We start from the raw sequence: 22,878 nt of genomic DNA on the forward strand, positions 1-22,878 counted from the left end.
ACACGCAATGCGTATGAACAAGACCGCCCTGCTGATTGCGCTGTGCGCCATCCCGCTGATTGCACAGGCCGCGCCCGCCGACCCGAAACAGGCTTATATCGATTCCACGTTCACCGCGATGGACAGCAACAAGGATGGTCGCGTCGACAAGGCCGAATTCACGGCGTATCAGCAGGCGCGCTTCAGCAAGCAGGCCGACTCGATCGATGCCGCGTTCGCTGCGATGGACAAGAACAAGGACGGGAAGATCAGCAAGGAAGAAGCGACCGTGGTGCCGGAGATCGCGAAGTACTTCACGGGGCTGGATACAGACGGCGATGGCCATCTGTCGCTGAAGGAAATGCAGCAGGCGATGGTGGCTGCGCAGACGGCGGATGCGCCGGGCAAGTGACCGGTGTGGGGCAATGGGAACACTCCATTGCTCCGCCCTGCTGCGCACTACGCCATGCGCATCTGCGGATGCTCGCGCACCTGGTTGTCCAGTTCCTGCTGCTGGCGTTGCGCCACGGCCTGCTGCCGTTCCGCGCTGGCCAGCTCCAGTCGCTGCAACGACTGCTCCACCGGCGTCTGCACCGCCACATCGGTGGGCATGGAAGCCCTCAGGTGCGCCGGGTCGTTGATATCACCCTGCACCACGAACACGTTGCGGCCCGCAGGGTTGTCCGCCGTCTGCGCGCTGAGCAGCACATGGTCGGCACGGTCCAGGTTGTTCTGACGGGCAAGGGCCATCACGCTGGCGGTCAGTCGCTCACTGCTTTCATCCGGCGTCCGGCCTGCTTTTGCGTCGATGCCGGCGACATGCCCGCTGACCTGCTGCAACAGGCCGTAATCGACGTGGCCCGGTCCGATATCTGCCAGACGCGTCGCGCCGCGCTGGAGGTCGGGCACGCCGTCAACCGATGCAGTGAGCGGGCTGCGTGTGATGGTTCGGTACGGATCTTCCGGGTGGAACTGGGTGGCCTTCTGCTGCCGCTCCAGGCGGACTTCACGCGCGTCGTTGAGTTCAGCGATGCGGCCAGGATCAGTGATCTCGCGCAGCGAACTGTGGCCGCCGCCGGAGGTGACACTGGCCCACTTGCCGTCTTTTTCAAAGTACAGCGCGTAGTCGTTGAGGCCGCCGATGACGTTGGGATCGACCGAAGAGCGGCCGCCCAGTGCCTGGGTGACTTCATGGAACGCCAGCGTGCCGAGGTACTGGCTTCCCTTGCTCAACCCCATCTGGGTGAACGCATCGCGGCTGGTACTTCCCACCCGCGGAAGCCCTACGCCATCGTTGTCGAGCATGTTGGTCCAGATCTGCTCCAGCTTCTGCGGGCCACTCTTTTCCAGAGCGGCCTGGAGGAGCACGCGGGGTGTCCAGCAGTTGGGATCGAGACGATGCTGCTCGAACGCACGGTCGTGCGCGGTCATCACATCCTTGCCGGGCAGGTTCAAGGCAAGTTCCGGGCGCTGCTGCTGCGACCAGTATTGCCGCAACACGAGGTCCTGTTTGAGCAGACTCTGTCCGAACGCCTCCCATTGCCGTTCACTCAACACCGCATTGGGGAAGCGTGAACCATCGTCGTGCTGCGTCCGTGCATGTTCCTGTGCGTAGCTGTTTGCCACCCGCCCAGGCAGGCTGTCGTTGCGCACAACGCCCAACGCCAGCGTTCCATACCCGTCTGCACCTGGCAGTTGCGATAGATAGTTCCAGTAGAGCTCCCGATTGCCCGAATCCGCATAGGCAGTGAGGATCCTGATGTCCTTCTGGGTCAGTCCACCCATGACTTACTCCTTGAGCTGTCTTCTGATCACCTGGCCTTGGTGCGTGCCAGGACATCACGTACCGCATCTTCCATGCGCTTCCAGTCCTTCAGGAACGCCCGCTTGTAGTTCAAGGTGATCGAAAGCTTGTTCTCGACATCCACGAAATAGTGGGTACAACCCGCTGCGACCGGGTCTTCCAGGTCGACGACCTGATCGCCTTCCAGGCGCACGCCATCACCCCGGAATCGGGTGGTTTCGCACTTCAGGAACGTTGTGAGCTGACCAGCGTCATCACGCGCAACGTACCAGTCATCCTCATAGGCCGGGTTGCGAACAGGAGGCTTGCCGTAGCGTGCTTCGTAGTCCTTCGAGTAGCGTGCCATCTTCTCTTCATCGATGGCATACGGGATCAGTCCCAGTGTCGGTGACCGGGCAATACGCAGGTCCAGGCGTGCCCGTGGATCACCTCGCTCCACCGATCCCTCCTCGGTGAGGGCCTCGTTGGACGACAGTCGGGCAAGCGAAGTTTCGATTGGAATCCTGTCGATGTAGTTCACCGCCACCGCGATCTCCTTGCGGAAATCATTCGTACGGGGATTGGCCCGGGCCCCCGGCAGCGTCGGCGTCATGTCCGGCCATTCGATCACCAGCGTCACACCCTCCCCCGGCCATGGCGCGATCTGGCTGTCCAGATAGTTGGCGGGGATACGGAAAGTAGTCGGTCCCAGCTTCACGTCCACGGGCGCGTTGGTATAGGTGTGGCCGTTGAGGGTGCGGCCGGTCTGCGTTGCGCCGGACATGGCAGGATTCCTTTCGTTTTCGGTGGACGGCGCACGTGCGCAGGCACTGGCGCTAATGGCGATTGCGATTACGAGTGCCAGGCACCGCGCGGAGGACATCGGGTGCATCGGGCCATTCCATTGCGGGGTTTGGAGCCACTATAGGCAATGGGAGATCAACGGGACAGGAACGTCATCACTACCCGCCCAGGATCAGATTTTCCCTACACATCTGCACCGTCTTGTCGGAGGGAGCCTTCAACGCCACTGCAGATCGACGTGGCATCGCGGGCAGGAGTGGTAGGCAGATGATGGGCGGACCACGAGTGCGCCCACAATGCCGATCAGAATCGACAGAGCGAGCATCCCAAGCACGCCCATCAGTACGAAACCGAATACCCCCCCAAGCAGCGCCAGAAACGTGAAGGCCCTCCAGGAGCCAGACCAATGCCTGCGGCCATCGCTGATGGCCATCGGGCCGCGCTATCCGCAGGCAAGGCAGATTGCCGATGTTGTGCTGCCACGCGGCGTTGGCCTTGAAGACGGCTTCATACGCTACTCCGACCCACAATGCTACAAATAATGTAGCATACGAATTGTGGGACGATTGCCATCCTGTGGACCGTTACAGAATGCGCCCAGGCGGGTAATGTCGCCCACACCTCTCCGCGACCAGTTCACCAAGCGCCTCAAAGAAGCGCGCTTGGCGATGGGCATTTCCCAGCGCGAGCTGGGCCGGCGCATTGGCTTGTCTGAGGATGTGGTGTCCAGCCGGGTGACACGTTACGAACAGGGCACGTCGGAGCCGGACTTTGCCACTGCCGGCAAGATGGCTGCCGAACTGGGCGTTCCTCTCGCCTATCTATTGGCCGATAGCGATGTACTGGCCAATGTCATTCTCGCCGCCGCCAGGATGCCGCACGCAGAACAGCGACGATTGGCGACTGAATTGAAAGAGCGCGCGAAGCGGTCGAGCGGCGCAGAGCAAGCAGAATGCGACAGCGACTAGCACGGCGCTTGAACTGCAGGCATGGGGACCACGTTGGAAGTCCCCACCCTTCCCGTTGCGGCGCACCTGTGAATCAAGGGTCAAGACAGCGCTCTACCTGCAGCGACAGTGCTTCGCATGCATCAAACAGACCATCGACCAGCGCCGCCGACGGATAGAAGCCCGGATCGTCGTTCTCCCGCGCTACGTGTGCGGCGTGCAATATGGCAGTGAGCGCAGTGATGCCCGATGCGCTTCGAGTGGCCAAGGCCAAGTCGAAAGCACGACCGGGCGTGAGGCGGTTTTCGGCCCACGGTGTGCCGTCCGCACGATGGCCTTTGCCGTGGCCTTGCAGGAACGTGAAGAACGAAGAGGGATGCGCGGACTCGGCGGCATCACTGAGTGCGTCTTCCATCTTTTCGGCGAGAGCATTGGGAAGATCGCGTACGGCATCGCCGAGCAGCGCGTGCAGACGGGGATAGTCGGGAAGCAGGTCAGGCATGGCAGCAACCTCGCGGTGTGGCCACCTGCAGATGCAAGGTGGCGGACGGTGCGGGTTGGCGTGCCGGATACGTACCGCTAAAGCCGGCGGATCGAGAGATCCCCACGCACCGTCCGCCATGGACTGGCCGTCGGTGCATTGTCGTGATTGCAGTTGTGGCTGCAAGCAAGACCGGTAGCGGTACGTAAGTTCGGGACGCCAATCCCGGCCAGGGCGGGTGCCCTAGCGAGGACATGGTTGCCTCGTTGCGACGGCGATGAAAAGTGAGGAAAGCTAGTACTGGCGCGTAGTCGCGGATGTTGCGTCATCGAATGCCGACTTGCGCATTGAGTGGCGCACTTCGCATGCCGGATACCGCTGAGAATCTGGACCGCCCGTACGCAGCGTGGTGTCAGAAGTGACATGTACCAAGCGGAGCGCTACGAGATCCGGACGGGTTCTACTACCCCGCCTCCCGGGACCCACTGTCCGAGACCGTCAAGCGCGCCAGATCTACGACAAAGCCAGGCCGCCTTCAAGCAAGGCACAGTGCAGGAGAAGAGACGCCGCATGATGACGGAGTAGGCCAACCTCTGCAGGTAGGCATTGCCGTGGACATCCGAATGGCCCCGCAGGCTCTCACGCCTCAATCATCTGCGCCGCCATCGGAAAATAGTCATGGGATGAGGCATTCTGAATGTGTGATCCAGCGCTCATACCTTGGCATGAAGGGTCGAGACCTTGGAGCCCGACCGATGCGGGTCGTATAGTCAGATGACGCAGAGCAATGGAGCGCCGGTGAACGCAATCCCGCAAAGCCCCGAATCACTGGGTCGCATGGATGAAGGCCGTGGAAATGGACAGCCAGCAGGGCCAAGGCTGTCGCGTTTGCCCCTAAGTTTGGCCCAAGGCGCCGTGTCCCACAACCGAACCCCGTGTCGGGCCCACAGGCGATCAGGCCAGCCCTATCGGCGGTTTCGCGCATTGAGAACCATGCTCCGTAGTCGCCCTGTGCAAGCCTACCCCCGTAGTACTTCAATCAGCGACATGGACCGCTCATGCTGAAATTTCTTAGAGCCCTTCCACACGTGGCATTGATCGCGTTGATCACCCTCGCCGTTCCAGGCTGCAACAAGGAACGCTCATACCCGGTCTACCGCGAGAATCCCGCACCAAAGGATGCGCTGCCGATTGTGATCCGGGTCCATGACGCACCTGTGGACGTCCCAATTCCCAAAGTAACCGTCTTGTACGAGATAGACCCGCTTTGCCTCCCCCCGATCAACAACTACGAGGGCGTGCATTACGAACCTAAATGGCACTCTGTTCAATTACAGGTACAGCGCGTAAGCCCAACCGACTTCACCACCACAGCGTTCAAAGATGGGATGGCGGTCGCTGACTATTACGGGCATGGCCCATGCAAATGGACGCCAAACACCCTGCAAGCTGCATTCCCAATGATCATTGATGGGCGCTCAATCTACGCAACAGTCGGCGTCTCTTTCCGGAGAATTGAAGAGGAGGGAGGCTCTACTACTTACGTAGAGAAGGCACTAAAGCCCCTGATCCCAGGGCAGACACCTGAACGGGCGTGGACATTGTCTAAGACTATGTTCGATAAGCGCCCACTCGCTGATCACCCGAAGTACTTCCCAATTGAGATCTCCACACGGATTCAAGGAGACGCTCCATGAACCCTATTACCAGCGCCACGCTCTCGGACCATGCCTACAATGAGCTATCTCCGGATGCTACGTCCGTCACCATTGCAGGAATCGAGTACGAGATATTGGCCAGACGGGATTCCAGCACTGGATACCAAGGTATTGTCTATCGCAAAGTTGAAACCGACGAAGTCATCATTGCCCATCGCGGCACCGAGTTCGATCGTCAGGCACTGCTTGATGGCGGCATCGACGCTGCGATGGTTACCGCGAGAATCAACGTACAACTCGACGACGCCCTGGCACTGACCCGGCAAGCTATCAAGCTGACCGATGAAAGGGGGATTGGGGCCGTGTACGCCACCGGTCACTCACTGGGCGGCGCGCTTGCACAGATCACTGCGCATCACTACAACCTCCCCGGCGACGCATTCAATCCTTACGGCGCCGCCGGGTTGGCCTATCGCCTTCCCGAAGGCCAGCCAGCCAATGCGGCCCCCTTCACCAACCATGTCATGGCAGGCGACCTGGTCAGCGCTGGCGGCCCGCACTACGGCAAGGTCGAGATGTACGCGCTCCCCAAGGAACTCGAGGTTCTTCGCAATGCCGAGCAGGGCCAACGCGTCGCGTCCCTCATAGCACCCGGATTGAGGAGCGGCCACGCCATCTCCGCTGCCGTGGCGGTCCAGCTGGGTGACTCCCATCGAATGGTTCATTTCCTTGACCGTATGACCGAAAAGGGGCCAGTGCAGTCCGTGTTGGATGACCCCAATGCCCGGGTTACAGATCCTGAAGACCTGCGCCGGATTGCCGACTACCGCAGTGACATCCATCAACTGCGCGCGGGAGTCACGGTGCTTGCAGGCGGTGGACCTGGCCTCCTGCGCGACGGGATCAATTACCTGCGTGGCACCGAGGATGCAGGCGCATACGCTCGCCGCGAGGCCGAAGCGGAGCAGCAGCCCCGCATTGCGCTCAAACCCGGTGAGCGAATGGCACAGGACGCAACTGACAAGGGCTCTCCCTCTCTCAGCAATCCGGGCTTCTCTCCCAAGAGCCTGTTGCAGCAAAGCATCGAATCCACATTGGACAAGGCAGGCTTGGATCCCAGGAAGGAAGGCCATCCTGACCATTCGCTCTACCAGCAGATTCGCGACGGCGTATCCGCCGTGGATGCCAAGCACGGGCGCAGCTTCGACGAAACCAGTGAGCGGGTAACAGCCAGCTTGCTGGCAACGGCCAAGAGCAACGGCCTGGAGCGCGTGGATCATGTGGTACTGGGCAAGCCGCCCAGCAACGAGTCTGGCCCGCGCATGTTCGTCGTGCAGGGCGAGCTCGACAACCCGACACACCTGCGCGCATCGGTGGCGGTCAGCGAGGCAGTCAACACACCCGTTGAGCATTCGCTTGCCAAGATCGAGCAGGTTTCGCAGGCTCAGCAGGTCGCGCAGCACGACATCGACCATGCCCAAGAGCAGACGCGAGCAGCGATGCGCAAGGGCTGACTGCAGTCACTCAAAGGCGGTGTGAATCGGCACCCCCGCCCGCAGAATTCATCAGCGAAACGCCCATCTGATAGTCAGACTCAGCAGTACTTATGGCGACCTGCTGGCGAAAACCGACGTTCCTGTAGAGCCATGGACGAAGGTACCTCGGCTTCCTGTAAAGTCGCGCCAACAGAGCGAGCTTTCGCGCTGGGACAGGTCTTTTCTACAGGGAGGGAAGCATGTATCGCAGAACCGCCAAGATCATGATGTGTACCGCGATGTGCGCCGTTCCACTGCTGGCCACGAGCTGCGCCTTGCCTACCCGGCAGCCCGAGGTCGCTGACGTAAGGCCAGTGCCCGCTGAGCGGGTATTCCCACTTGCCGATCAGGGGCCCTCCACTGGCAATGTCGTAGTGACACGCGATATAGGTGCGATCAACGGGATGTGCGCCGTGGGCGTCATGGTTGACGAAAAGATGGCCGCCCATCTCAACACTGCTGAAACGGTGACGTTTGCCTTGAAACCGGGTCGGCATCTGATGACCGCGACTGTGCTGGAGGCTACGGGCCTGTGCGCGCTGGGCGTGACCAAGGCTGCGATGGCCAGGCGACGCTCCACCGAGATCCTGGTGGATGTGGACACCACGCGGAAGTATCGGCTTTCCTACCCGACGGCGGATTCTTCTCCGGTGATCGAGCCTGCATTCTGACGAAAGGGCCTCGGTCCTGTGCAAACGCAAACGCCCCTTACGGGGCGTTTTTGCATTCTTGGCGGAGAGAGTGGGATTCGAACCCACGGAAGGTTTAACCCTTCGCCGGTTTTCAAGACCGGTGCCTTAAACCGCTCGGCCATCTCTCCGTATCGGCCCAGCCTGCTGGCCGGGCACGCATTCTCGCACGGCCGGGCGATTTGCCCAAGACCGTCGTTCCGTTGGGCTTGTTCCTCAGCCCGCGTCCACCGCCAACGCCCCCAGCGCACTAGCCTTGATGCGCTCCTTGGCCTTTTCGCAGGCGCCACCGCAATCCAGGCGCGAGGCCTCCAGTTGCGGCGGCAGGTGCTCGGCCAGGAAGTCGATGAACACCCGCACCGCCGGCAGCAGGCCGCGGCGCGAGGCGAACACGGCATGGCACACGCCCTGCGGCAGCGACCAGTCCGGCAGCACCACTTCCAGCTCACCATTGCGCACGGCATCGGCGCAGACCGTTTCCGGCAGCATCGTGATGCCGAAACCGTCCTTCACCATGCTCTGCAGCAGCGGGAAGTCGAAACCGGCCACGCGCGGCTGCAGGTCCACCCGGCGTACCGCGCCTTCCGGTCCGTGCAGTTCCCAGCGCTGGCGTGCCTCGTCTTCGCTGATGCTCAAGGTGACGTGGTTTGCAAGTTCTTCCGGGTCCTTCGGGCGGCCGGCGCGGTCCAGGTACTTCGGGCTGGCCACCAGCAGTTCCTGCACCTGGCCGAAGCTGCGCATCACCAGACTGCCGTCGTCGTCCAGACGCGAACGCACGCGCAGGGCGACGTCGTAGCCTTCGTTGATGATGTCCACGCGACGGTTGCTGATGTTCAGCTGCAGCCGCACCTTCGGGTACTGCTCCAGGAACTTGGGCAGCAGCTTGGGCAGCTGCATCTGCGCCAGCGAGACCGGCACGCTGGCGCGCACCAGGCCGCGTGGCTCGGCGCTGAGACGGTCCACCACCTCGCGCGCGGCCTGCGCCTCGGCCAGCATGGTCTGGGCGTGGCGGTGCACGCTGGTACCGACGTCGGTGACAGCAAAACGCCGCGTGGAGCGCTGCAGCAGGCGCACGCCCAGGTCGGTTTCCAGCTGGCTGATACGGCGGCTCAGGCGCGACTTGGGGATGCCCAGTGCGCGTTCGGCGGCGGCGAAACCGCCGTGGTCGACCACCATCGCGAAGTAGTACAGATCATTCAGGTCATGCATACCCTAGTTCCATTAGTAGAACAATACGTGGCATTCAACCACCTTTATCCCGCCCTTGCAACAACCTATTGTTCTCTCCGTCGGCGGCAAGTCCGCCATCTCTCCCGAACATAGGTACTGCCATGAAGCTTCTGCACATCGACGCCAGCGTGCTTGGCGACAACTCCGTCTCCCGCCACCTGACCGCCGCCGTGGTGGCCCAGTTCAAGCAGCAGATCGACGGCCTGCAGGTTGATTATCGCGATCTTGACGCCAATCCGGTACCGCATCTGCGCAGCGGTTCGCTGGCCAAGACCGATCCGGCCGAAGCTGCCGATGCTGAACAGGTGCTCGAGCAGTTCCTGGCTGCCGACATCGTGGTGATCGGCGCGCCGATGTACAACTTCAGCGTGCCCTCCACCCTGAAGGCCTGGATCGACCGCGTGGCGGTGGCCGGGCGCACCTTCAAGTACACCGAGAACGGCCCGGTGGGCCTGGCTGGTGGCAAGCGGGTGATCGTGGTCAGCAGCCGTGGCGGCATCTACACCGACTCGCCGGCGGACTTCCAGGAGCCCTTCCTGCGCCAGACGTTCGCCTTCTGGGGCATCAACGACATCGAGTTCGTGCGTGCCGAGGGCATTGCCTATTCGCCGCAGCACCGCGAAGACGCGATTGCCGGTGCGCTGGCGGCACTGCCGTCGCATGAGACGGCAGAAGTGGCAGCGGCGTAACGCGGTCCAGCGTTCGGCGCCTCTCTCCCTCGTCTGGGCGCTGAACGCGGGCCGGGATTCCTCCCCCATCCCGGCCCACCCTACCCTGGCGGCCCTGCTCTTGCGGGGCCGTCTTTTTTTGCCACCATGGCGCGATGAACTACATCGTGACGGCTGCGCATCGCAGCGAGTTTCCGCACCCCATCACCCTGCACCGTGGGCAGGCGCTGGTGGTGGGTGAGCGTTATGAGGGGCCCGAGGGTTGGGAAGACTGGTATCTGTGCGAGGCCGAGGGGCAGCAGCCGGGGTTCGTGCCGGCGCCGGTGATCGGTTGCGATGCGCAGGGCGGCGCGTTTGCCACGGAGGACTACTGCGCGCGGGAGCTGGATGTGGACCCGGGGCAGGCGCTGCGCGGGGTACGCACGCTCAATGGATGGGCGTGGTGCGTGCCGGAGAGTGGGGAGGCGGGCTGGGTGCCGCTGGAGAAGCTGCGCTTGGCGGGCTGATGGATTGCGCTATCCACGCATGGCGTGGATCTACTGCAGCGCCTCAGGCCCCCAGCGCCTGGATGCCGCACTGCCTCAGTAGATCCACGCCATGCATGGATGCCGCACCGCCCCAGTAGATCCACGCCATGCGTGGATGTCGCACCGCCTCAGTAGATCCACGCCATGCGTGGATGCCGCACCGCGCCAGTGGATCCACGCCATGTGTGGATGAGGTGCCATGCAAGCATGGCACCCACCAAAGCCAGAGCAGTGCCATGCAAGCATTGGCATCTACCGGGTTCAACCGATGGTTTCGATACCGCCCATGTACGGGCGGAGGGCTTCAGGCACGGTGATACTGCCATCGGCGCTCTGGTAGTTCTCCATCACCGCGATCATCGCCCGGCCCACCGCGACGCCGGAGCCGTTGAGGGTATGCAGCAGCTCGGGCTTGCCGGTGGCCGGGTTGCGCCAGCGCGCCTGCATGCGGCGGGCCTGGAAGTCACCGCAGTTGGAGCACGACGAGATCCCCGGGTAGGTGTCCTGCGAGGGCAGCAACAGTGCAGAAACGGCGTTACAAGACTGGCGCTGGAAGGTTGACCACACAGCGCGCGGTGATCTCAGTGCGATGGAAGCGGCCCTTATCGCTGTACCCCTCTGGCTCACGCGCGCTGCGCGCCGTTGCCAGTGCCCCACCCCACTGATGATTCGGCTGCTCGGATACGCGCTGCACCTTCATGCCATTCCCAAAGTAGCTTTTGGTTACGGGCCCATCCGGCCCCTGCGGATCCTGCAGAGGCGAGTACTGGTAGTAGTCCCTGTCGTACCAATCCTTCACCCACTCCAGCCCGTTGTCGGTCATGGCATACAGGCCCAACGGATTGGGAGGAAACTTATCAACGGGAAGCGGCGGCCTGCGTGCCATCACGCCGCTAGGCCACCCCATAAGCTGCGCAAAATCACTTCGGTCCCCCGATGTCGATACATTTATCCCTCGCGGACCGCCGTCCCATTCATAAGACGTGTAGGGAGCATTGGTACCCCTGAGCGTTCCGTCATTCGTTGCAGCATAGACAAAGTCACCGCGGCTGCGTGCTGCGTATTCCCATTGCGCTTCCGTGGGGAGCGCGAAAGGCAGCTTGGAGACTTCAGCCAACCACTTGCAGTACTGTTCCGCCTCATGCCAGTCCATCCTTGCCGGCAGGTTTGGAACGGAACTGATGGCTACTCTAAAATCATCTGGATCCCCATTCTCATGCGTAGTGCGCAGCGTCTTGCCGTTATGCTTGAGATATATCTGGTATTCCCGGTTTGTCACCTTGAACTTGGCAATGGAATAGCTGCTTAACCTTACCGTGTGCATGGGCGAGGCGTCATCATCGCTGCCGTGGAAAGGTTTCTCTACTGCGTGGATGGGCAGGTAGGCACCCATCAGAAATTCCCCCCCTTCGACGAAGATCATGTTCTTCTTGATCAGCCCGATGCTGATCCGTGTGTCTTCGTCCAACTCCGCAGTTGCACCAGATGAAGTCGAGGCTCCGCCGCTCCGGCATCCCGCTAGAATCGGGGTCAGGCCGAGCAGAATCACCAACATTAGCTTGGGCACGGTGGCTGTTTCCTGTTCATGAATTCAATTCCGACGGCCAATGCAGGCATCCGCGCTGAACCTGGCCAGACATCATCGGCCGGCAGGGCGTCGGGGATTTGGCGTTCAGCATGGCGCAGGCTTCGTCCCCCGACCATGCAACATGTACGAAATTTGCTCAGATCAGAATACGCAGGCCGATGCGGCCGGGGCGCGGGCAGCCACGTATGACGTGGTTTGCCGCGAGGATGCCGGGGGAACGGGGCGTCAGGTTCCGGCGGGCCATGACGCAAACAAAAAACCCGCCTTTCGGCGGGTTTTTTCATGCGTCACGGCGCTTGATCAGCCGATGGTTTCCAGGCCACCCATGTACGGGCGCAGGGCTTCAGGCACAGTGATGCTGCCGTCGGCGTTCTGATAGTTCTCCATCACTGCGATCATCGCGCGGCCGACGGCCACGCCCGAGCCATTCAGCGTATGTGCCAGCTCCGGCTTGCCGGTGGCCGGATTGCGCCAGCGGGCCTGCATGCGGCGGGCCTGGAAGTCGCCACAGTTCGAGCACGAGGAAATCTCGCGGTAGGTCTCCTGCGACGGCAGCCAGACTTCCAGGTCGTAGGTCTTGATCGCCGAGAAGCCCATGTCGCCGGTGCACAGCAGCACCTTGCGGTACGGCAGGCCCAGCTTTTCCAGCACCACTTCGGCGCAGCGGGTCATGCGCTGGTGCTCGGCGTCGCTGTCTTCCGGGCGGCAGATCGAGACCAGCTCGACCTTCTCGAACTGGTGCTGGCGGATCATGCCGCGCACGTCGCGACCACCGCTGCCGGCTTCGGAACGGAAGCACAGCGAGTGGGCGGTCATGCGCAGCGGCAGGCGCTCGGCGTCGAGGATCTCGTCGCGGGCGATGTTGGTCAGCGAGATTTCCGAGGTCGAGATCAGGTAACGCTTCTGCTCACCCAGCTGGGTGATGAACATGTCCTCTTCGAACTTGGGCAGCTGGCCGGTGCCGTACAGGCTGTCGGCGTTGACGATCACCGGCACGTTGGTTTCCTGGTACGCGTGCTCGCCGCTGTGCAGGTCGAGCATGAACTGGGCCAGGGCACGGTGCAGGCGCGCGATCGGGCCACGCAGCACGGTGAACCGCGAGCCGGACAGCTTGGCCGCGGTCTCGCCGTCCAGCCACTTGTTGCGCGCGCCCAGTTCGACGTGGTCGAGCACCTTGAAATCGAACTGGCGCGGGGTACCCCAGCGCGACTGCTCGACGTTCTCGCTCTCGTCGGCGCCGGCCGGTACGTCATCGGCAGGAAGGTTCGGGATGCCCATCGAGATCGTGTCGATCTTCTCGCGCAGCTCGTCCAGGGCCACTTCCGAGGCCTTCAGCTCGTCGGCGAAGGCGGCCACCTCGGCCATGATGGCCGAAACGTCCTCGCCCTTGGCCTTGGCCTGGCCGATGGCCTTGGAGCGGCTGTTGCGCAGGCTCTGCAGCTCCTGGGTACGCACCTGGATGCGCTTGCGATCCGCCTCCAGTGACTCCAGGGCAGACACGTCGAGCTCGAAGCCGCGGCTGGTGCGCAGGCGTTCGGCGAGGTCGGCGGGCTGGTGGCGGAGCAGGGCTGGATCAAGCATGGCAGGCGTCGTGGTGGGTAACAGGAACGGGATTATCGCCTGTTATACGGAATTCTGCCGCCCGGTTCATTCCGGCCGTGGCAGAATCGAGGCATTCCGTACTGGTCTGGTCCATGTCTGCTCCCCGTCCGTCGCCTGCCAAGTCGTTCACCGTGCATATCCCGCGCAACGCCCTGAAGATCGCCGGCATCGCCTTCGGCGTGGGCATCCTGCTGTTCGTGCTGGTCTGGCTGACCGGACGCGACAAGCAGTTCTTCCGCGCCGACCCGGCCGCGCAGACGCCGCAGGAAACCGCCCAGGTGGAACCGCTGCCCGAGCCGCTGGCCGCAGCGGCAGGCTCCAGCGACATGCCCGACGCCAAGCCGGCCCCGGTGCCGGACGAAGAAGATGCGCCGAAGCTGGTGGAAACCGCCCCGCCGCCGCCGCCGGCCGCGGTTGAACCAACCCCGGCGGCGCCGGGCACTGCGGCACCGGCAACCGCCAATGCGCAACCGATGCCGATTGCCGGCCAGTCGCCGCCGCCGGCCTACCCGGCCGCCGCCCTGCGACGCGGTGAAGCGGGCAGCGTGGTGGTGCGGGTGGAAGTGGACGCCACCGGTTATCCAAACAACGTGACGGTGATCCAGCGCAGCGGTTCGCGTGAACTGGACCGTGCGGCAACGGACGCGGTGCGTCGCTGGCGCTTCAGCCCGGCAGTGAGCAATGGCCAGCCGGTGCCCGGCAGCATTGAAGTGCCGTTCGATTTCAAGCCGCAATAACTGAACGTTTCCCCGCAGAAAAGCTGAACCTTGCAGGTTGCGTTGACGCAATGCTGACACGCTGCGACGCCGCCTCGGGCAACACTCTGGGCGTCGTTACTGACGTGAGGAGTTTGCGATGACTGCCACCACCCACGAAAACCTTCATTCCCCGCAGCTGCAGCAGGATGGCGCGCTTGCGCCCCGCTCGGCCTCTCCTTGGCTGTGGCTGGCCCTGATCGTGGCGATGTTCGCCGCCGCGCTGGTCTGGCTGCGCTTCGCCAACCATGACGAGGTTGCGCCAGCGCCAGTAAGCGAGCGCATGCTGCCGGCCACTGAAACACCGGTTGCCATCGCACCGGCCCCCGCTAAGCGCCAGGCCGCGCCCGCGCAGAGCGAGCGCAAGGCGGCTCCGGCCGTACGCAACCGTGAGGCGCGTCCGCTGGCCAGCAACAGCAAGCCCAGCTATCCGGCCGCCGCGCTGCGTAGTGGCGTGCAGGGCAGCGTAGTTGCCAGCTTGAATGTGGATACCCGCGGCAACGTGACCAATGCGGCGATCGTGTCGCGCAGCGGTGAACGCAGCCGCGATCTGGACCGCGCCGTGTTGAACACCGTGCAGGCTTGGAAGTTCGAGCCGGCGGTGCAGCAGGGCCGTGCCGTGGCCAGCGTGGTGCGCGTACCGGTGGATTTCCGCACCGAGCGTTGATCTTCGGTAGCGTCTGAAATGGAAACGGAGGCTTCGGCCTCCGTTTTTTTATGCGCAGAAGCGTGCCAACCGAGGTTGGCACCTACCAGGCCATGTGATCCGCCAGGCCACGCCCGGCGGATGCGGTGCCGATCAGGCCAGGTTGAAGCCGGCGCTGCGGGCCAGGCCGTCGAAGTCCGGGAAGGACGTCGCGACGTTGGCGATGTCGTTGATGCGCACTTCGCCATGGCTGATCTGGCCGGCAATGGCGAAGGCCATCGCGATGCGATGATCACCGTGGCTTTCAATGGTGCCACTGCCCAGCGATACGCCGCCGTGCAGGGTGGCGCCATCTTCGGTTTCGTCCACCTGCATGCCCAGCGCGCGCAGGCCGGTCGCCATCGCCGCCAGACGATCGGATTCCTTCACCCGCAGTTCGGCGGCGCCGGTCACCACGGTCTGCCCTTCAGCGGCGGCAGCGGCCACGAACAATGCCGGGAACTCGTCGATCATGTCCGGCACCAGTTCCTCGGGAATGCGCGCGCCCTTCAGCGGCGCGTAGCGCACCACCAGGTCGGCCACCGGTTCCCCGCCCTGCTCTGCCGGGTTCTCTTCGGTGATATCCGCGCCCATCAGGCGCAGCGCGTGCAGCAGGCCGGTACGGCGCGGATTGAGGCCGACCTGCTTCAGGCGCAGCTCGGAGCCGGGAATGATGCTGGCCGCGACCAGGAAGAACGCAGCCGAGGAGAAGTCGGCCGGCACCACGATGTCGGTCGCGCGCAGGCGCTGGCCACCGCGCAGGCGGGCCTTGCCCGGCGAGAACGCGATGTCCACGCCGAACGCGGACAACATGCGCTCGGTGTAGTCGCGGGTCGGGTGCGGTTCGGTCACGCTGGTCTCGCCATGCGCATACAGGCCGGCCAGCAGCACGGCGGACTTGATCTGCGCGCTGGCCACCGGCGAGGCAAAGTCGATGCCGTTCAGCGTCTGCCCGCCATGCACGTGCAGTGGCGGCGTGCCGTCTGCCTCGGTGTCGATCTTCGCGCCCATCTGCGACAGCGGACCGGTGACGCGGCGCATCGGACGGCCGGACAGCGATTCGTCGCCGACCAGCGTGCAGTCGAATGCCTGACCGGCCAGCAGGCCGGCCAGCAGACGCATGCCGGTGCCGGCATTGCCGCAGTCCAGCGGTGCGCTGGGTGCCTGCAGGCCGTCGATGCCGACGCCATGCACGATGCGCCGCGACGCGCTGGGGGTTTCGATGCGCACGCCCAACTGGCTGAAGATGCGCGCGGTGGCGCGGGTGTCTTCGCCTTCCAGGAAGCCTTCGATGTGCGAGGTACCGTCGGCCAGCGCGGCGAACATCACCGAGCGGTGCGAGACCGACTTGTCGCCGGGAATGGTCAGGCTGCCCTGCAGGGGCTGGCCCTTGCGGGCGATCCAGTGCTGCGCGTTGCTCATCGTTGAATTGTTCCGTAAACGCCGGGTCACCGGCGATGCATCAGGGACGGCGGCCGCAGCCGCCGCAGCAGGGATCAGGGCACGGCCACCGGATAGGAGCCAAGCACCTTGATCTGCGCCGAGTGCGCTTCCAGTTCGGCCAATGCGGCCTGCATCGGCGCGTCGTCGATATGGCCAGCCAGATCGATGAAGAAGCCGTATTCCCACTTGCCGTGGTGCGAGGGACGCGACTCGATGCGGTTCATGCTGATGCCATGGCGCGCGAACGGGCTGAGCACATCGAACAGCGCACCCGGCTTGTCATGGATGAACACCAGCACCGAGGTACGGTCGTGACCGGAGGTCGGGAAGATGTTGCGGCCCACCACCAGGAAACGGGTGGTGTTGTCGGCATCGTTCTGGATCGGCTTGGTGACGACCTTCTTCAGGCCGTACACGTGGCCGGCGCTCTCGCCGCCAATGGCCGCGGCGTCGTCGGCATTGCGCGCACGGCGCGCACCTTCGGCGTTGCTGGCCACCGGGATCTTCTCGGCCTTGGGCAGGTTGGCGCGCATCCATGCCGAGGTCTGCATGAACGACTGCGGATGGCCGTAGACGCGTTCGATGTCTTCGATGCGGCCACTGCGCGACATCAGGTACTGCTGCACGCGCAGTTCCACTTCGCCGCAGATCTTCAGGTTGGAGGTGAGGAACATGTCCAGGGTGATCTGGATGGTGCCCTGCCCCGAATTTTCCACCGGCACCACGCCGAAATCGGCGTTGCCCGCTTCCACTTCCTGGAACACTTCTTCGATGCTGGCCATCGGCAGGCCCAGCGCCGAGCGGCCGAAGTGCTTGAGCACGGCCTGCTGGCTGAAGGTACCTTCCGGGCCGAGGTAACCGATCTTCAACGGCTCCTGCTGGGCCAGGCAGGCCGACATGATTTCGCGGTAGACATGCACCAGCAGTTCATCGCTGAGCGGGCCTTCGTTGCGGTCCACCACCATGCGCAGCACCTGCGCTTCGCGTTCGGGGCGGTAGTAATCGACGGCGGCGGCGAGCTTGCCCTTGGCCTTGCCGACCTGGTGGGCGAACTGTGCGCGCTCGGCGATCAGGCTCTGGATGTCACGGTCGATCTGGTCGATCTTCGAACGCACATCGGCCAGCGCCAGTGGCGCCAGGGTCGGCACCGCGGTTGCCTTCGACTTGCCCTTCGGCTTGGAGGTGGCGCTGTCCTTGGCCGGTTCGGCCTTCTTCGACGCCTTCTTGCTGGGTTTGCTTGCCATCGGAATTCCTTGTTGCGGGGCGCGCACCCGACGATGCGCGCCGTTCATTGCTCAGCCGTGACGCTGCTGGAAATCGGCCATGAAGGCGACCAGCGCCTCGGCCCCGGCCAGCGGCATGGCGTTGTAGAGCGACGCACGGATGCCGCCGACCACCTTGTGCCCCTTCAGCGCCAGCAGGCCGGCGGCCTTGGCTTCGGCGACGAAGCGGGCATCGAGGTCGGTGCTGGGCAGGAAGAACGGGATGTTCATCCGCGAGCGCGCCGAATGCGCGACCTCATTGCGATAGAAACCGCCGGAGGCATCGATGGCGCCGTACACCAGCGCGGCCTTGGCGGCGTTGCGCTTGGCGAACTCGACCACGCCGCCTTCGGCGAGCATCCACTTGAACACCAGGCCGGCCAGATACCAGTTCCAGGTCGGCGGCGTATTGAGCATGGAATCGCGGGCGACGTGCGAGCGGTAATCGAAGATGTCCGCACGCGGCTGGCCACTGCGCTCCAGCAGGTCGCGTCGGATGATCATCACCGCAATGCCGACGGGGCCCAGGTTCTTCTGCGCACCGGCATAGATCACGCCGTAGCGGCGCACATCCAGCGGCTCGCTGGCGATGGACGAGCTGAAATCGGCCACCAGCGGCACGTTGCCGGTCTCGGGCACATCACGGAACTCGACGCCGTGGATGGTCTCGTTGGCGGTGATGTGCACATAGGCAGCATCGGGCGACAGCTGCCAGCCGGCGCGCTCGGGCAGCTGGCGATAGCCTTCCGCTTCGCTGCTGGCGGCGACGTTGACGTCCACGTACGGGCTGGCCTGCTTGACTGCGGTCTTGCCCCAGTGGCCGGTGACCACGTAGTCGGCACGCTGGCCGTGGCAGGCGAAGTTGAGCGGGATCAAGGCCTGCTGGGTGGTGGCGCCACCGGGCAGGAACAGCACCGCATAGTCCTCGGGGATGTCGAGCAGGCGACGCAGGTCGGCCTCGGCCTCGGCGGCCACCGACATGAATTCCGGTCCGCGATGGCTCATTTCCACGATGGAGGCACCGCTACCGTGCCAGTCCAGCATTTCCGCCTGCGCCTGGCGCAGGACCGATTCCGGCAACGTTGCAGGGCCGGCACTGAAGTTGAACGCGCGCGTCATGGCACACCTGTGGGGCAAGACCCCTAGTATGCCGCACTGCACCAGCCTTGCGGCCTAGTGGCGCAAGGGAAATTTGGTTGCATCCGTATCCATTGGCCGCGCGCGGTGCGGGGCCGTACATGGTCTTGGTAGCCGCCAACCGTGGTTGGCGTGCGCCGGCAGGCGTCATGCGTGCGGAGGGAACGTGCCAACCAAGGTTGGCATCTACCAGAGCGAAGGCCGGCAGCGCCGGGCCATGCCCGGCGGATGTGGCTCAGCGCGCGCCGAACCAGAGCAGCAGGCTGAGCACGGCTGCCAGCAGCAACGCACTGCCCAGCAGCCACGGCCAGCGGCGCACCCGACGGGGGGCCGCAGGCACCACGGGCGCCTGTTCGGCTTCGTCGCTGCCTTCGTCATCGGCCAGCGGCGGGCGCCGGCGCGGGTCGTGCGGCACTTCCAGCACGAACCGGTGCTGGCCATCGAACACCACCTGGTCGCCAGCCTGCAGCCAGCAGTGGCGGACGGCAACACCGTTGACCCGAGTGCCATCGGCACTGCCCAGGTCACGCAGCAATACCCGCTCGCCGTGTACTTCCACCCGCGCGTGCTGTTCGGCGAAGGCAGGCTCATCGATCTCGATGTCGACATCGCTGCCACGGCCGATCACCCGCGTGCGCGACAGGGGGTAGCTGCGGCCGTGATGCAGGCCACCGACACCGCGCAGCAGGCGCTGCTCGTCACCGTTGCCTTCAACGCTGGCGGCCGGTGCCGGTGCCTGCAGCAGGGTGTCGACCTGGCCCTGCAGGACCATTTCCACGCCGTCCACGTATACCGCGTCGCCGGCGCGCAGCAGGGCCATGCGCCGTACCGGGCGACCATTCACATGGATGCCGCGGATACCGTTGCCGACCTGCAGCCAGAGGCCGCGGTCGTCCATGCAGAACTGCGCGAGCAGCAGTGCGCCGTTGCCGGCATCACCGAGGCGCACGCTGCCGTTTGCCTGGCGCACGATGCGCTGCACCCCGGGCCGTAGCGGCTGGTCGGGCTGTTGTTGTTGACTGAAGTGAACTAGCAGGTTCTGCACGCGGCGCAGACTAGCAGGTTGGCCGCCCACGAAGAAGAACCTGCGATGAGCGCTTGGCGTGGGCGCTGTCGATGCGCACAATGCTCGCCCTCTCACTGATCCCCGCCCTGCGCCAGGAGCCTGCATGTCCACGATCGATGTCCGCCACGCCCATACCCTGCCCGACACCCAGGCGCGTGAGGCGATCGAACAGGTTGCCGCCAAGCTGGGCGAACGCTTCGGCCTGAAGTCGTCGTGGGCCGCCGACGTGTTGAACTTCTCCGGCAGCGGCGTGGACGGTGCGATCGAACTGCAGCCGGGCGCGGTGCGGGTGACGGCCAAGCTGGGCTTCCTGCTGTCGGCGATGAAGGGCATGGTCGAAAGCGAGATCCAGCGTGTGCTGAAGGAAAAGCTGGGCTGAACCTGCGCTGCGGCCATCACGGCCCAGCAACGTCGGCGCGCGCTACTCTCGGGGGTAGGCCCAACTCCCCCGGGGAATGCGATGAACCGTTACGAGAATGACGACCGCCGCGACGACGATGCCGGCTTCGGCGACCAGGCAGAACGCTTTTCACGCAAGCTGAGCGATTCGGCACAGCAGGTCTGGCTGGCCGGACTGGGCGCTCTGGGGCGCGCGCAGGCAGAAGGAGGCCGTTTCTTCGATGGCCTGGTGAAGGAAGGCGAAGCCTGGGAAGCCCGCCGCCGTGAGCGTAGCGGCGAGCAGGAACCGGGCTGGCGTGACAACGTCGAGCACTCGCTGGACGAAGCGCGCGAGAAGGCCTCTGGAACCTGGGACAAGGTCAACAGGGCGTTCGATGACCAGGTGCAGGGCGTGCTCAAGCGTCTGCACGTGCCGACGGCCGATCAGGTGACCGCGCTGGAAGCACGCATCGACGCGCTGACCGCGCGCTTGGCCAAGCTGGAACACCGCGCCTCCGCCGACGTCGATGCCCCCTCACCCGGCAGCCACCAGTCACCGGGCAGCACGCCCTGAACCGCCTTTGTTGCAACGCAATAAATTTTCGTTGACAATCGCGTAGAACCCGCCAATCGCTTCGGCTGCCGTTTGTTCCCTCCCCTCACGGCTTCAGGATTGGCGGGTTTTTCGTGTCTGGCGCGTGCGGATCTGCGGGCTGCATCACGCTTGCTGTCGGGGTCACCCTGACGCAATCAACCGGTCGGCCCTTTACACTGTGGGCTTCCGTTTTCGCCCCTTCCGTCGTCGCCCTGCATGCTTCCCTGGATTCTGGCCCTGCTGTCGGCCTTGCTTACCTGCACCCTGGCCACCGTCTATCTCTGGTGGTTCAAGCGCCGACGTACCGAAATGCAACTGGGCCTGCAGGCCCTGGCTGGCATGCACTGGCGCGAGTTTTCCACCCTGATCAAGCGCATGCTGCGCGAGCAGCGCGGCCTGCGTGAACTGCAGGACCCGAGCGAGGAAAGCCGCGAGCCGAGCAGCGATTTCCTGCTCAGCGACGGCCCGAACAGCTGGCGGGTATCGTGCAAGCACGGCCTGGCCTATCGCATCGGCACCGCTGCGGTGAACGAACTGGGCGCTGCCGCGCGACTGGCGGGCGCCAAGGGCGGCATGCTGATCACCGAAGGCCGGGTTGAGCGCGATGGCCTAGGCGCTGCGGAGAAGCAGGCGGTGGAAGTGATCGATGGTCCGCGCCTGTGGCCGCTGCTGCAGCCCTACCTGCCGACCGATGTTGACACCCGCGTACGCGCGATCGCCCGCCATGAAGCGCTGCGCCGCATCGCCATCGCTGCGCTGGCTTCAGTGACGCTGGGCCTGCTGGTCGGGCTTGGCCTGCAGGGCCTGCGTACCGGACAAACAGACCCGACTCCGGCACCCGCTGTCGCCCCCGTGGCGCCCCCGGCCGCACAGCCCTCGCCGACGCCCGCCGAGCCGGACAAGGCCGCCGATGCGCCTGCCCAGGCGGCTGCCGCACCCGCGCCGCAGAGCACCGACGACGCGCGCAGCAACCCCAACCCCGACGCTGCCACGCTGGACCGCTACCAGGCCGAACTGGCCCGCGCCCTGGCGGGGCAATCCGGCATCGCCAGCGGTGTCTGGCTGACCCGGCAGACGCTGGCGATCAACCGCACCGGCGAACTGGAAACAGTGTGGCCTCGCGTGTGCCAGGAAGTGCTGCGCTACCCTGCCCTGCGCAATGTGCGCGTGCAGCTCAACGCCCGCCCCGGCGTGGATGAGCCGGTACGCTGGCGGCAGTGCGCGACGTATTGATCAGGCAGCATCCACGCATGGCGTGGATCTACCCGGGGTTCTCGCGCACCGCGTAATCCAATCCGGGATTCAGTAGATCCACGCCGTGCGTGGATACGACCCTATCGCGCTCCGGGCGCGAAGCGGGCAACCAGATCCCACGCATCCCCCAAGAACATCTGACGCACGCGGGTGATCGGCTGTTCGCCGCGCCAGGTCAGGCGCTCGATCACCAGGCAGGCGGTACCGGGCTTCACGTCCAGCAGCTTGGCGGTGGGCGCGTCGGCGCCCCAGGCGCTGATACGGTGCTGGGCGCGCGTCCACGACACGTTCTGCAGCAGCCAGCTGCCCGGCGCAGTGGTACTGAAATCCACGTCCAGCACCTCGGGCACGCCGACCGGGCTGATCAGGCGATGCTCCAGCGCCAGCGGCCGGCCATCGGCCAGGTGCAGGCAGCGCATCGCCAGCAGCTGCTCGCTACCCGCCAGCTCCACTTCGCCGGTATTGCCGGCGTCAGCCAGGCGCAGCTCACGCTGCAGCAGGCGGTAGCCGTACTGATGTCCGCGCGAGCCGACCTCCATCGCGATGTCCGGGATCTCCAGCGCCACCTGCTCCAGGTGCGGTGGCTGCCGGGCCACGAACGAGCCCGCCCGGCGGCGGCGCTCGATCATGCCGCTCTCGGCCAGCGCGGTCAGCACCTTGTTCACCGTCATCCGCGAGCAGCCGTACTGCTCCATCAGCTCGTGCTCGTACGGAATACGGAAGCCCGGCGCCCACTCCCCGCTGAGGATGCGGCTTTCCAGGTCGCTGCGGATGCGCTGGTTGAGCGTGGCGGACTTGCTGGCCTTCACGTA

At 64.5% G+C, this 22,878-nt stretch carries 23 protein-coding genes, 1 tRNA gene and 1 pseudogene; 12 read left to right on the forward strand and 13 right to left on the reverse strand.

What is annotated here, in order from left to right; translation table 11 throughout:
* The first annotated feature begins 13 nt into the window (after window positions 1–13).
* Window positions 14–391: an EF-hand domain-containing protein gene (locus tag QP457_RS13695; protein WP_205405998.1), complete on the forward strand. Its 378-nt coding sequence runs from the start codon at window positions 14–16 to the stop codon at window positions 389–391.
* Window positions 392–438: 47 nt separating this feature from the next.
* On the opposite strand, the gene QP457_RS13700 is transcribed toward QP457_RS13695, so the two are convergent.
* Both QP457_RS13700 and QP457_RS13705 read right to left on the reverse strand, forming a co-directional pair.
* Complete coding sequence (locus QP457_RS13700) at window positions 439–1,764, reverse strand: XVIPCD domain-containing protein (RefSeq protein WP_205405889.1); 1,326 nt, start codon at window positions 1,762–1,764, stop codon at window positions 439–441.
* Between the two features lie 26 nt (window positions 1,765–1,790).
* On the reverse strand, window positions 1,791–2,654 hold the full coding sequence (locus QP457_RS13705; RefSeq protein ID WP_205405890.1) for a hypothetical protein: 864 nt from the start codon (window positions 2,652–2,654) through the stop codon (window positions 1,791–1,793).
* A gap of 520 nt (window positions 2,655–3,174) precedes the next feature.
* Between QP457_RS13705 and QP457_RS13710 the strand changes: the two genes are divergently transcribed.
* On the forward strand, window positions 3,175–3,534 hold the full coding sequence (locus QP457_RS13710) for a helix-turn-helix transcriptional regulator (RefSeq protein ID WP_205405891.1): 360 nt from the start codon (window positions 3,175–3,177) through the stop codon (window positions 3,532–3,534).
* 73 nt (window positions 3,535–3,607) lie between these two features.
* Here QP457_RS13710 and QP457_RS13715 read toward each other — a convergent pair whose 3' ends face one another.
* Entirely contained in the window at window positions 3,608–4,015 is a 408-nt protein-coding gene (locus QP457_RS13715) for a hypothetical protein (RefSeq protein ID WP_205405892.1), read from the reverse strand.
* A gap of 1,037 nt (window positions 4,016–5,052) precedes the next feature.
* Between QP457_RS13715 and QP457_RS13720 the strand changes: the two genes are divergently transcribed.
* The 3 genes from QP457_RS13720 to QP457_RS13730 all read left to right on the forward strand — a co-directional run bounded on the left by QP457_RS13720 (window position 5,053) and on the right by QP457_RS13730 (window position 7,858).
* Window positions 5,053–5,691 (forward strand): hypothetical protein, encoded by a 639-nt coding sequence (locus QP457_RS13720; protein ID WP_205405893.1) that lies wholly within the window; start codon window positions 5,053–5,055, stop codon window positions 5,689–5,691.
* On the forward strand, window positions 5,688–7,166 hold the full coding sequence (locus QP457_RS13725; RefSeq protein ID WP_205405894.1) for an XVIPCD domain-containing protein: 1,479 nt from the start codon (window positions 5,688–5,690) through the stop codon (window positions 7,164–7,166). The genes QP457_RS13720 and QP457_RS13725 overlap by 4 nt, the downstream gene beginning before the upstream one ends.
* Before the next feature lie 221 nt (window positions 7,167–7,387).
* Complete coding sequence (locus tag QP457_RS13730; RefSeq protein WP_205405895.1) at window positions 7,388–7,858, forward strand: hypothetical protein; 471 nt, start codon at window positions 7,388–7,390, stop codon at window positions 7,856–7,858.
* Window positions 7,859–7,917: 59 nt separating this feature from the next.
* Here the strand turns inward: QP457_RS13730 and QP457_RS13735 are convergent.
* A tRNA-Ser gene (locus tag QP457_RS13735) sits at window positions 7,918–8,007 on the reverse strand.
* Window positions 8,008–8,092: 85 nt separating this feature from the next.
* Window positions 8,093–9,085, reverse strand: coding sequence for a LysR family transcriptional regulator (locus tag QP457_RS13740; protein ID WP_025878750.1), 993 nt, complete (start codon window positions 9,083–9,085; stop codon window positions 8,093–8,095).
* Between the two features lie 122 nt (window positions 9,086–9,207).
* Here QP457_RS13740 and QP457_RS13745 point away from each other — a divergent pair, with 122 nt between their 5' ends.
* Both QP457_RS13745 and QP457_RS13750 read left to right on the forward strand, forming a co-directional pair.
* Window positions 9,208–9,795: an NAD(P)H-dependent oxidoreductase gene (locus QP457_RS13745; RefSeq protein ID WP_093819104.1), complete on the forward strand. Its 588-nt coding sequence runs from the start codon at window positions 9,208–9,210 to the stop codon at window positions 9,793–9,795.
* A 134-nt stretch (window positions 9,796–9,929) separates the two neighbouring features.
* Window positions 9,930–10,280, forward strand: a complete 351-nt coding sequence (locus tag QP457_RS13750; protein ID WP_205405896.1) for an SH3 domain-containing protein — start codon at window positions 9,930–9,932, stop codon at window positions 10,278–10,280.
* A gap of 282 nt (window positions 10,281–10,562) precedes the next feature.
* On the opposite strand, the pseudogene QP457_RS13755 reads toward QP457_RS13750, so the two are convergent.
* From QP457_RS13755 to serS, 3 genes and pseudogenes are all read right to left on the reverse strand, one after another.
* A pseudogene (locus QP457_RS13755) lies at window positions 10,563–10,817 on the reverse strand (serine--tRNA ligase); the annotation flags it as partial.
* Between the two features lie 19 nt (window positions 10,818–10,836).
* Window positions 10,837–11,856 carry an SUMF1/EgtB/PvdO family nonheme iron enzyme gene (locus tag QP457_RS13760; RefSeq protein WP_205405897.1) on the reverse strand — a complete coding sequence of 340 codons (1,020 nt, stop codon included), beginning with the start codon at window positions 11,854–11,856 and terminating at the stop codon, window positions 10,837–10,839.
* 333 nt (window positions 11,857–12,189) lie between these two features.
* Window positions 12,190–13,470, reverse strand: coding sequence for a serine--tRNA ligase (gene serS / locus QP457_RS13765; protein ID WP_205405898.1), 1,281 nt, complete (start codon window positions 13,468–13,470; stop codon window positions 12,190–12,192).
* A 113-nt stretch (window positions 13,471–13,583) separates the two neighbouring features.
* Here serS and QP457_RS13770 point away from each other — a divergent pair, with 113 nt between their 5' ends.
* Entirely contained in the window at window positions 13,584–14,228 is a 645-nt protein-coding gene (locus QP457_RS13770) for an energy transducer TonB (RefSeq protein WP_205405899.1), read from the forward strand.
* A gap of 118 nt (window positions 14,229–14,346) precedes the next feature.
* Window positions 14,347–14,913, forward strand: coding sequence for an energy transducer TonB (locus tag QP457_RS13775; protein ID WP_205405900.1), 567 nt, complete (start codon window positions 14,347–14,349; stop codon window positions 14,911–14,913).
* Window positions 14,914–15,045: 132 nt separating this feature from the next.
* Here QP457_RS13775 and aroA read toward each other — a convergent pair whose 3' ends face one another.
* The 4 genes from aroA to QP457_RS13795 all read right to left on the reverse strand — a co-directional run bounded on the left by aroA (window position 15,046) and on the right by QP457_RS13795 (window position 19,818).
* Entirely contained in the window at window positions 15,046–16,353 is a 1,308-nt protein-coding gene (gene aroA / locus QP457_RS13780) for a 3-phosphoshikimate 1-carboxyvinyltransferase (protein WP_205405901.1), read from the reverse strand.
* A gap of 74 nt (window positions 16,354–16,427) precedes the next feature.
* On the reverse strand, window positions 16,428–17,618 hold the full coding sequence (gene pheA, locus QP457_RS13785; RefSeq protein WP_025878757.1) for a prephenate dehydratase: 1,191 nt from the start codon (window positions 17,616–17,618) through the stop codon (window positions 16,428–16,430).
* A 51-nt stretch (window positions 17,619–17,669) separates the two neighbouring features.
* Window positions 17,670–18,755, reverse strand: a complete 1,086-nt coding sequence (serC, locus tag QP457_RS13790; RefSeq protein ID WP_205405902.1) for a 3-phosphoserine/phosphohydroxythreonine transaminase — start codon at window positions 18,753–18,755, stop codon at window positions 17,670–17,672.
* A 253-nt stretch (window positions 18,756–19,008) separates the two neighbouring features.
* A complete protein-coding gene (locus tag QP457_RS13795) occupies window positions 19,009–19,818 on the reverse strand; it encodes an FHA domain-containing protein (RefSeq protein ID WP_205405903.1) in 810 nt (269 codons plus the stop codon).
* Window positions 19,819–19,942: 124 nt separating this feature from the next.
* On the opposite strand from QP457_RS13795, the gene QP457_RS13800 reads away from it, so the two are divergent.
* From QP457_RS13800 to QP457_RS13810, 3 genes are all read left to right on the forward strand, one after another.
* Window positions 19,943–20,218 carry a polyhydroxyalkanoic acid system family protein gene (locus QP457_RS13800; protein WP_025876985.1) on the forward strand — a complete coding sequence of 92 codons (276 nt, stop codon included), beginning with the start codon at window positions 19,943–19,945 and terminating at the stop codon, window positions 20,216–20,218.
* 81 nt (window positions 20,219–20,299) lie between these two features.
* Window positions 20,300–20,791, forward strand: coding sequence for a phasin family protein (locus tag QP457_RS13805; protein ID WP_205405904.1), 492 nt, complete (start codon window positions 20,300–20,302; stop codon window positions 20,789–20,791).
* Window positions 20,792–21,028: 237 nt separating this feature from the next.
* Window positions 21,029–22,045, forward strand: a complete 1,017-nt coding sequence (locus QP457_RS13810) for a restriction endonuclease (protein ID WP_205405905.1) — start codon at window positions 21,029–21,031, stop codon at window positions 22,043–22,045.
* A 101-nt stretch (window positions 22,046–22,146) separates the two neighbouring features.
* Here the strand turns inward: QP457_RS13810 and hutC are convergent, their stop codons facing one another.
* A complete protein-coding gene (hutC, locus tag QP457_RS13815) occupies window positions 22,147–22,875 on the reverse strand; it encodes a histidine utilization repressor (RefSeq protein ID WP_205405906.1) in 729 nt (242 codons plus the stop codon).
* Window positions 22,876–22,878 lie beyond the last annotated feature (3 nt).

It is taken from the genome of Stenotrophomonas sp. As-7 (assembly GCF_030291015.1).
GTDB lineage: Bacteria > Pseudomonadota > Gammaproteobacteria > Xanthomonadales > Xanthomonadaceae > Stenotrophomonas > Stenotrophomonas lactitubi.

Excerpts from the sequence above, each read along its gene's own strand:
- QP457_RS13695 (WP_205405998.1), top strand. The coding sequence starts at position 14 with ATGAACAAGACCGCCCTGCTGATTGCGCTGTGCGCCATCCCGCTGATT.
- QP457_RS13700 (WP_205405889.1), bottom strand. The coding sequence starts at position 1,764 with ATGGGTGGACTGACCCAGAAGGACATCAGGATCCTCACTGCCTATGCG.
- QP457_RS13705 (WP_205405890.1), bottom strand. The coding sequence starts at position 2,654 with ATGCACCCGATGTCCTCCGCGCGGTGCCTGGCACTCGTAATCGCAATC.
- QP457_RS13710 (WP_205405891.1), top strand. The coding sequence starts at position 3,175 with ATGTCGCCCACACCTCTCCGCGACCAGTTCACCAAGCGCCTCAAAGAA.
- QP457_RS13715 (WP_205405892.1), bottom strand. The coding sequence starts at position 4,015 with ATGCCTGACCTGCTTCCCGACTATCCCCGTCTGCACGCGCTGCTCGGC.
- QP457_RS13720 (WP_205405893.1), top strand. The coding sequence starts at position 5,053 with ATGCTGAAATTTCTTAGAGCCCTTCCACACGTGGCATTGATCGCGTTG.
- QP457_RS13725 (WP_205405894.1), top strand. The coding sequence starts at position 5,688 with ATGAACCCTATTACCAGCGCCACGCTCTCGGACCATGCCTACAATGAG.
- QP457_RS13730 (WP_205405895.1), top strand. The coding sequence starts at position 7,388 with ATGTATCGCAGAACCGCCAAGATCATGATGTGTACCGCGATGTGCGCC.
- QP457_RS13740 (WP_025878750.1), bottom strand. The coding sequence starts at position 9,085 with ATGCATGACCTGAATGATCTGTACTACTTCGCGATGGTGGTCGACCAC.
- QP457_RS13745 (WP_093819104.1), top strand. The coding sequence starts at position 9,208 with ATGAAGCTTCTGCACATCGACGCCAGCGTGCTTGGCGACAACTCCGTC.
- QP457_RS13750 (WP_205405896.1), top strand. The coding sequence starts at position 9,930 with ATGAACTACATCGTGACGGCTGCGCATCGCAGCGAGTTTCCGCACCCC.
- QP457_RS13760 (WP_205405897.1), bottom strand. The coding sequence starts at position 11,856 with ATGTTGGTGATTCTGCTCGGCCTGACCCCGATTCTAGCGGGATGCCGG.
- serS (WP_205405898.1), bottom strand. The coding sequence starts at position 13,470 with ATGCTTGATCCAGCCCTGCTCCGCCACCAGCCCGCCGACCTCGCCGAA.
- QP457_RS13770 (WP_205405899.1), top strand. The coding sequence starts at position 13,584 with ATGTCTGCTCCCCGTCCGTCGCCTGCCAAGTCGTTCACCGTGCATATC.
- QP457_RS13775 (WP_205405900.1), top strand. The coding sequence starts at position 14,347 with ATGACTGCCACCACCCACGAAAACCTTCATTCCCCGCAGCTGCAGCAG.
- aroA (WP_205405901.1), bottom strand. The coding sequence starts at position 16,353 with ATGAGCAACGCGCAGCACTGGATCGCCCGCAAGGGCCAGCCCCTGCAG.
- pheA (WP_025878757.1), bottom strand. The coding sequence starts at position 17,618 with ATGGCAAGCAAACCCAGCAAGAAGGCGTCGAAGAAGGCCGAACCGGCC.
- serC (WP_205405902.1), bottom strand. The coding sequence starts at position 18,755 with ATGACGCGCGCGTTCAACTTCAGTGCCGGCCCTGCAACGTTGCCGGAA.
- QP457_RS13800 (WP_025876985.1), top strand. The coding sequence starts at position 19,943 with ATGTCCACGATCGATGTCCGCCACGCCCATACCCTGCCCGACACCCAG.
- QP457_RS13805 (WP_205405904.1), top strand. The coding sequence starts at position 20,300 with ATGAACCGTTACGAGAATGACGACCGCCGCGACGACGATGCCGGCTTC.
- QP457_RS13810 (WP_205405905.1), top strand. The coding sequence starts at position 21,029 with ATGCTTCCCTGGATTCTGGCCCTGCTGTCGGCCTTGCTTACCTGCACC.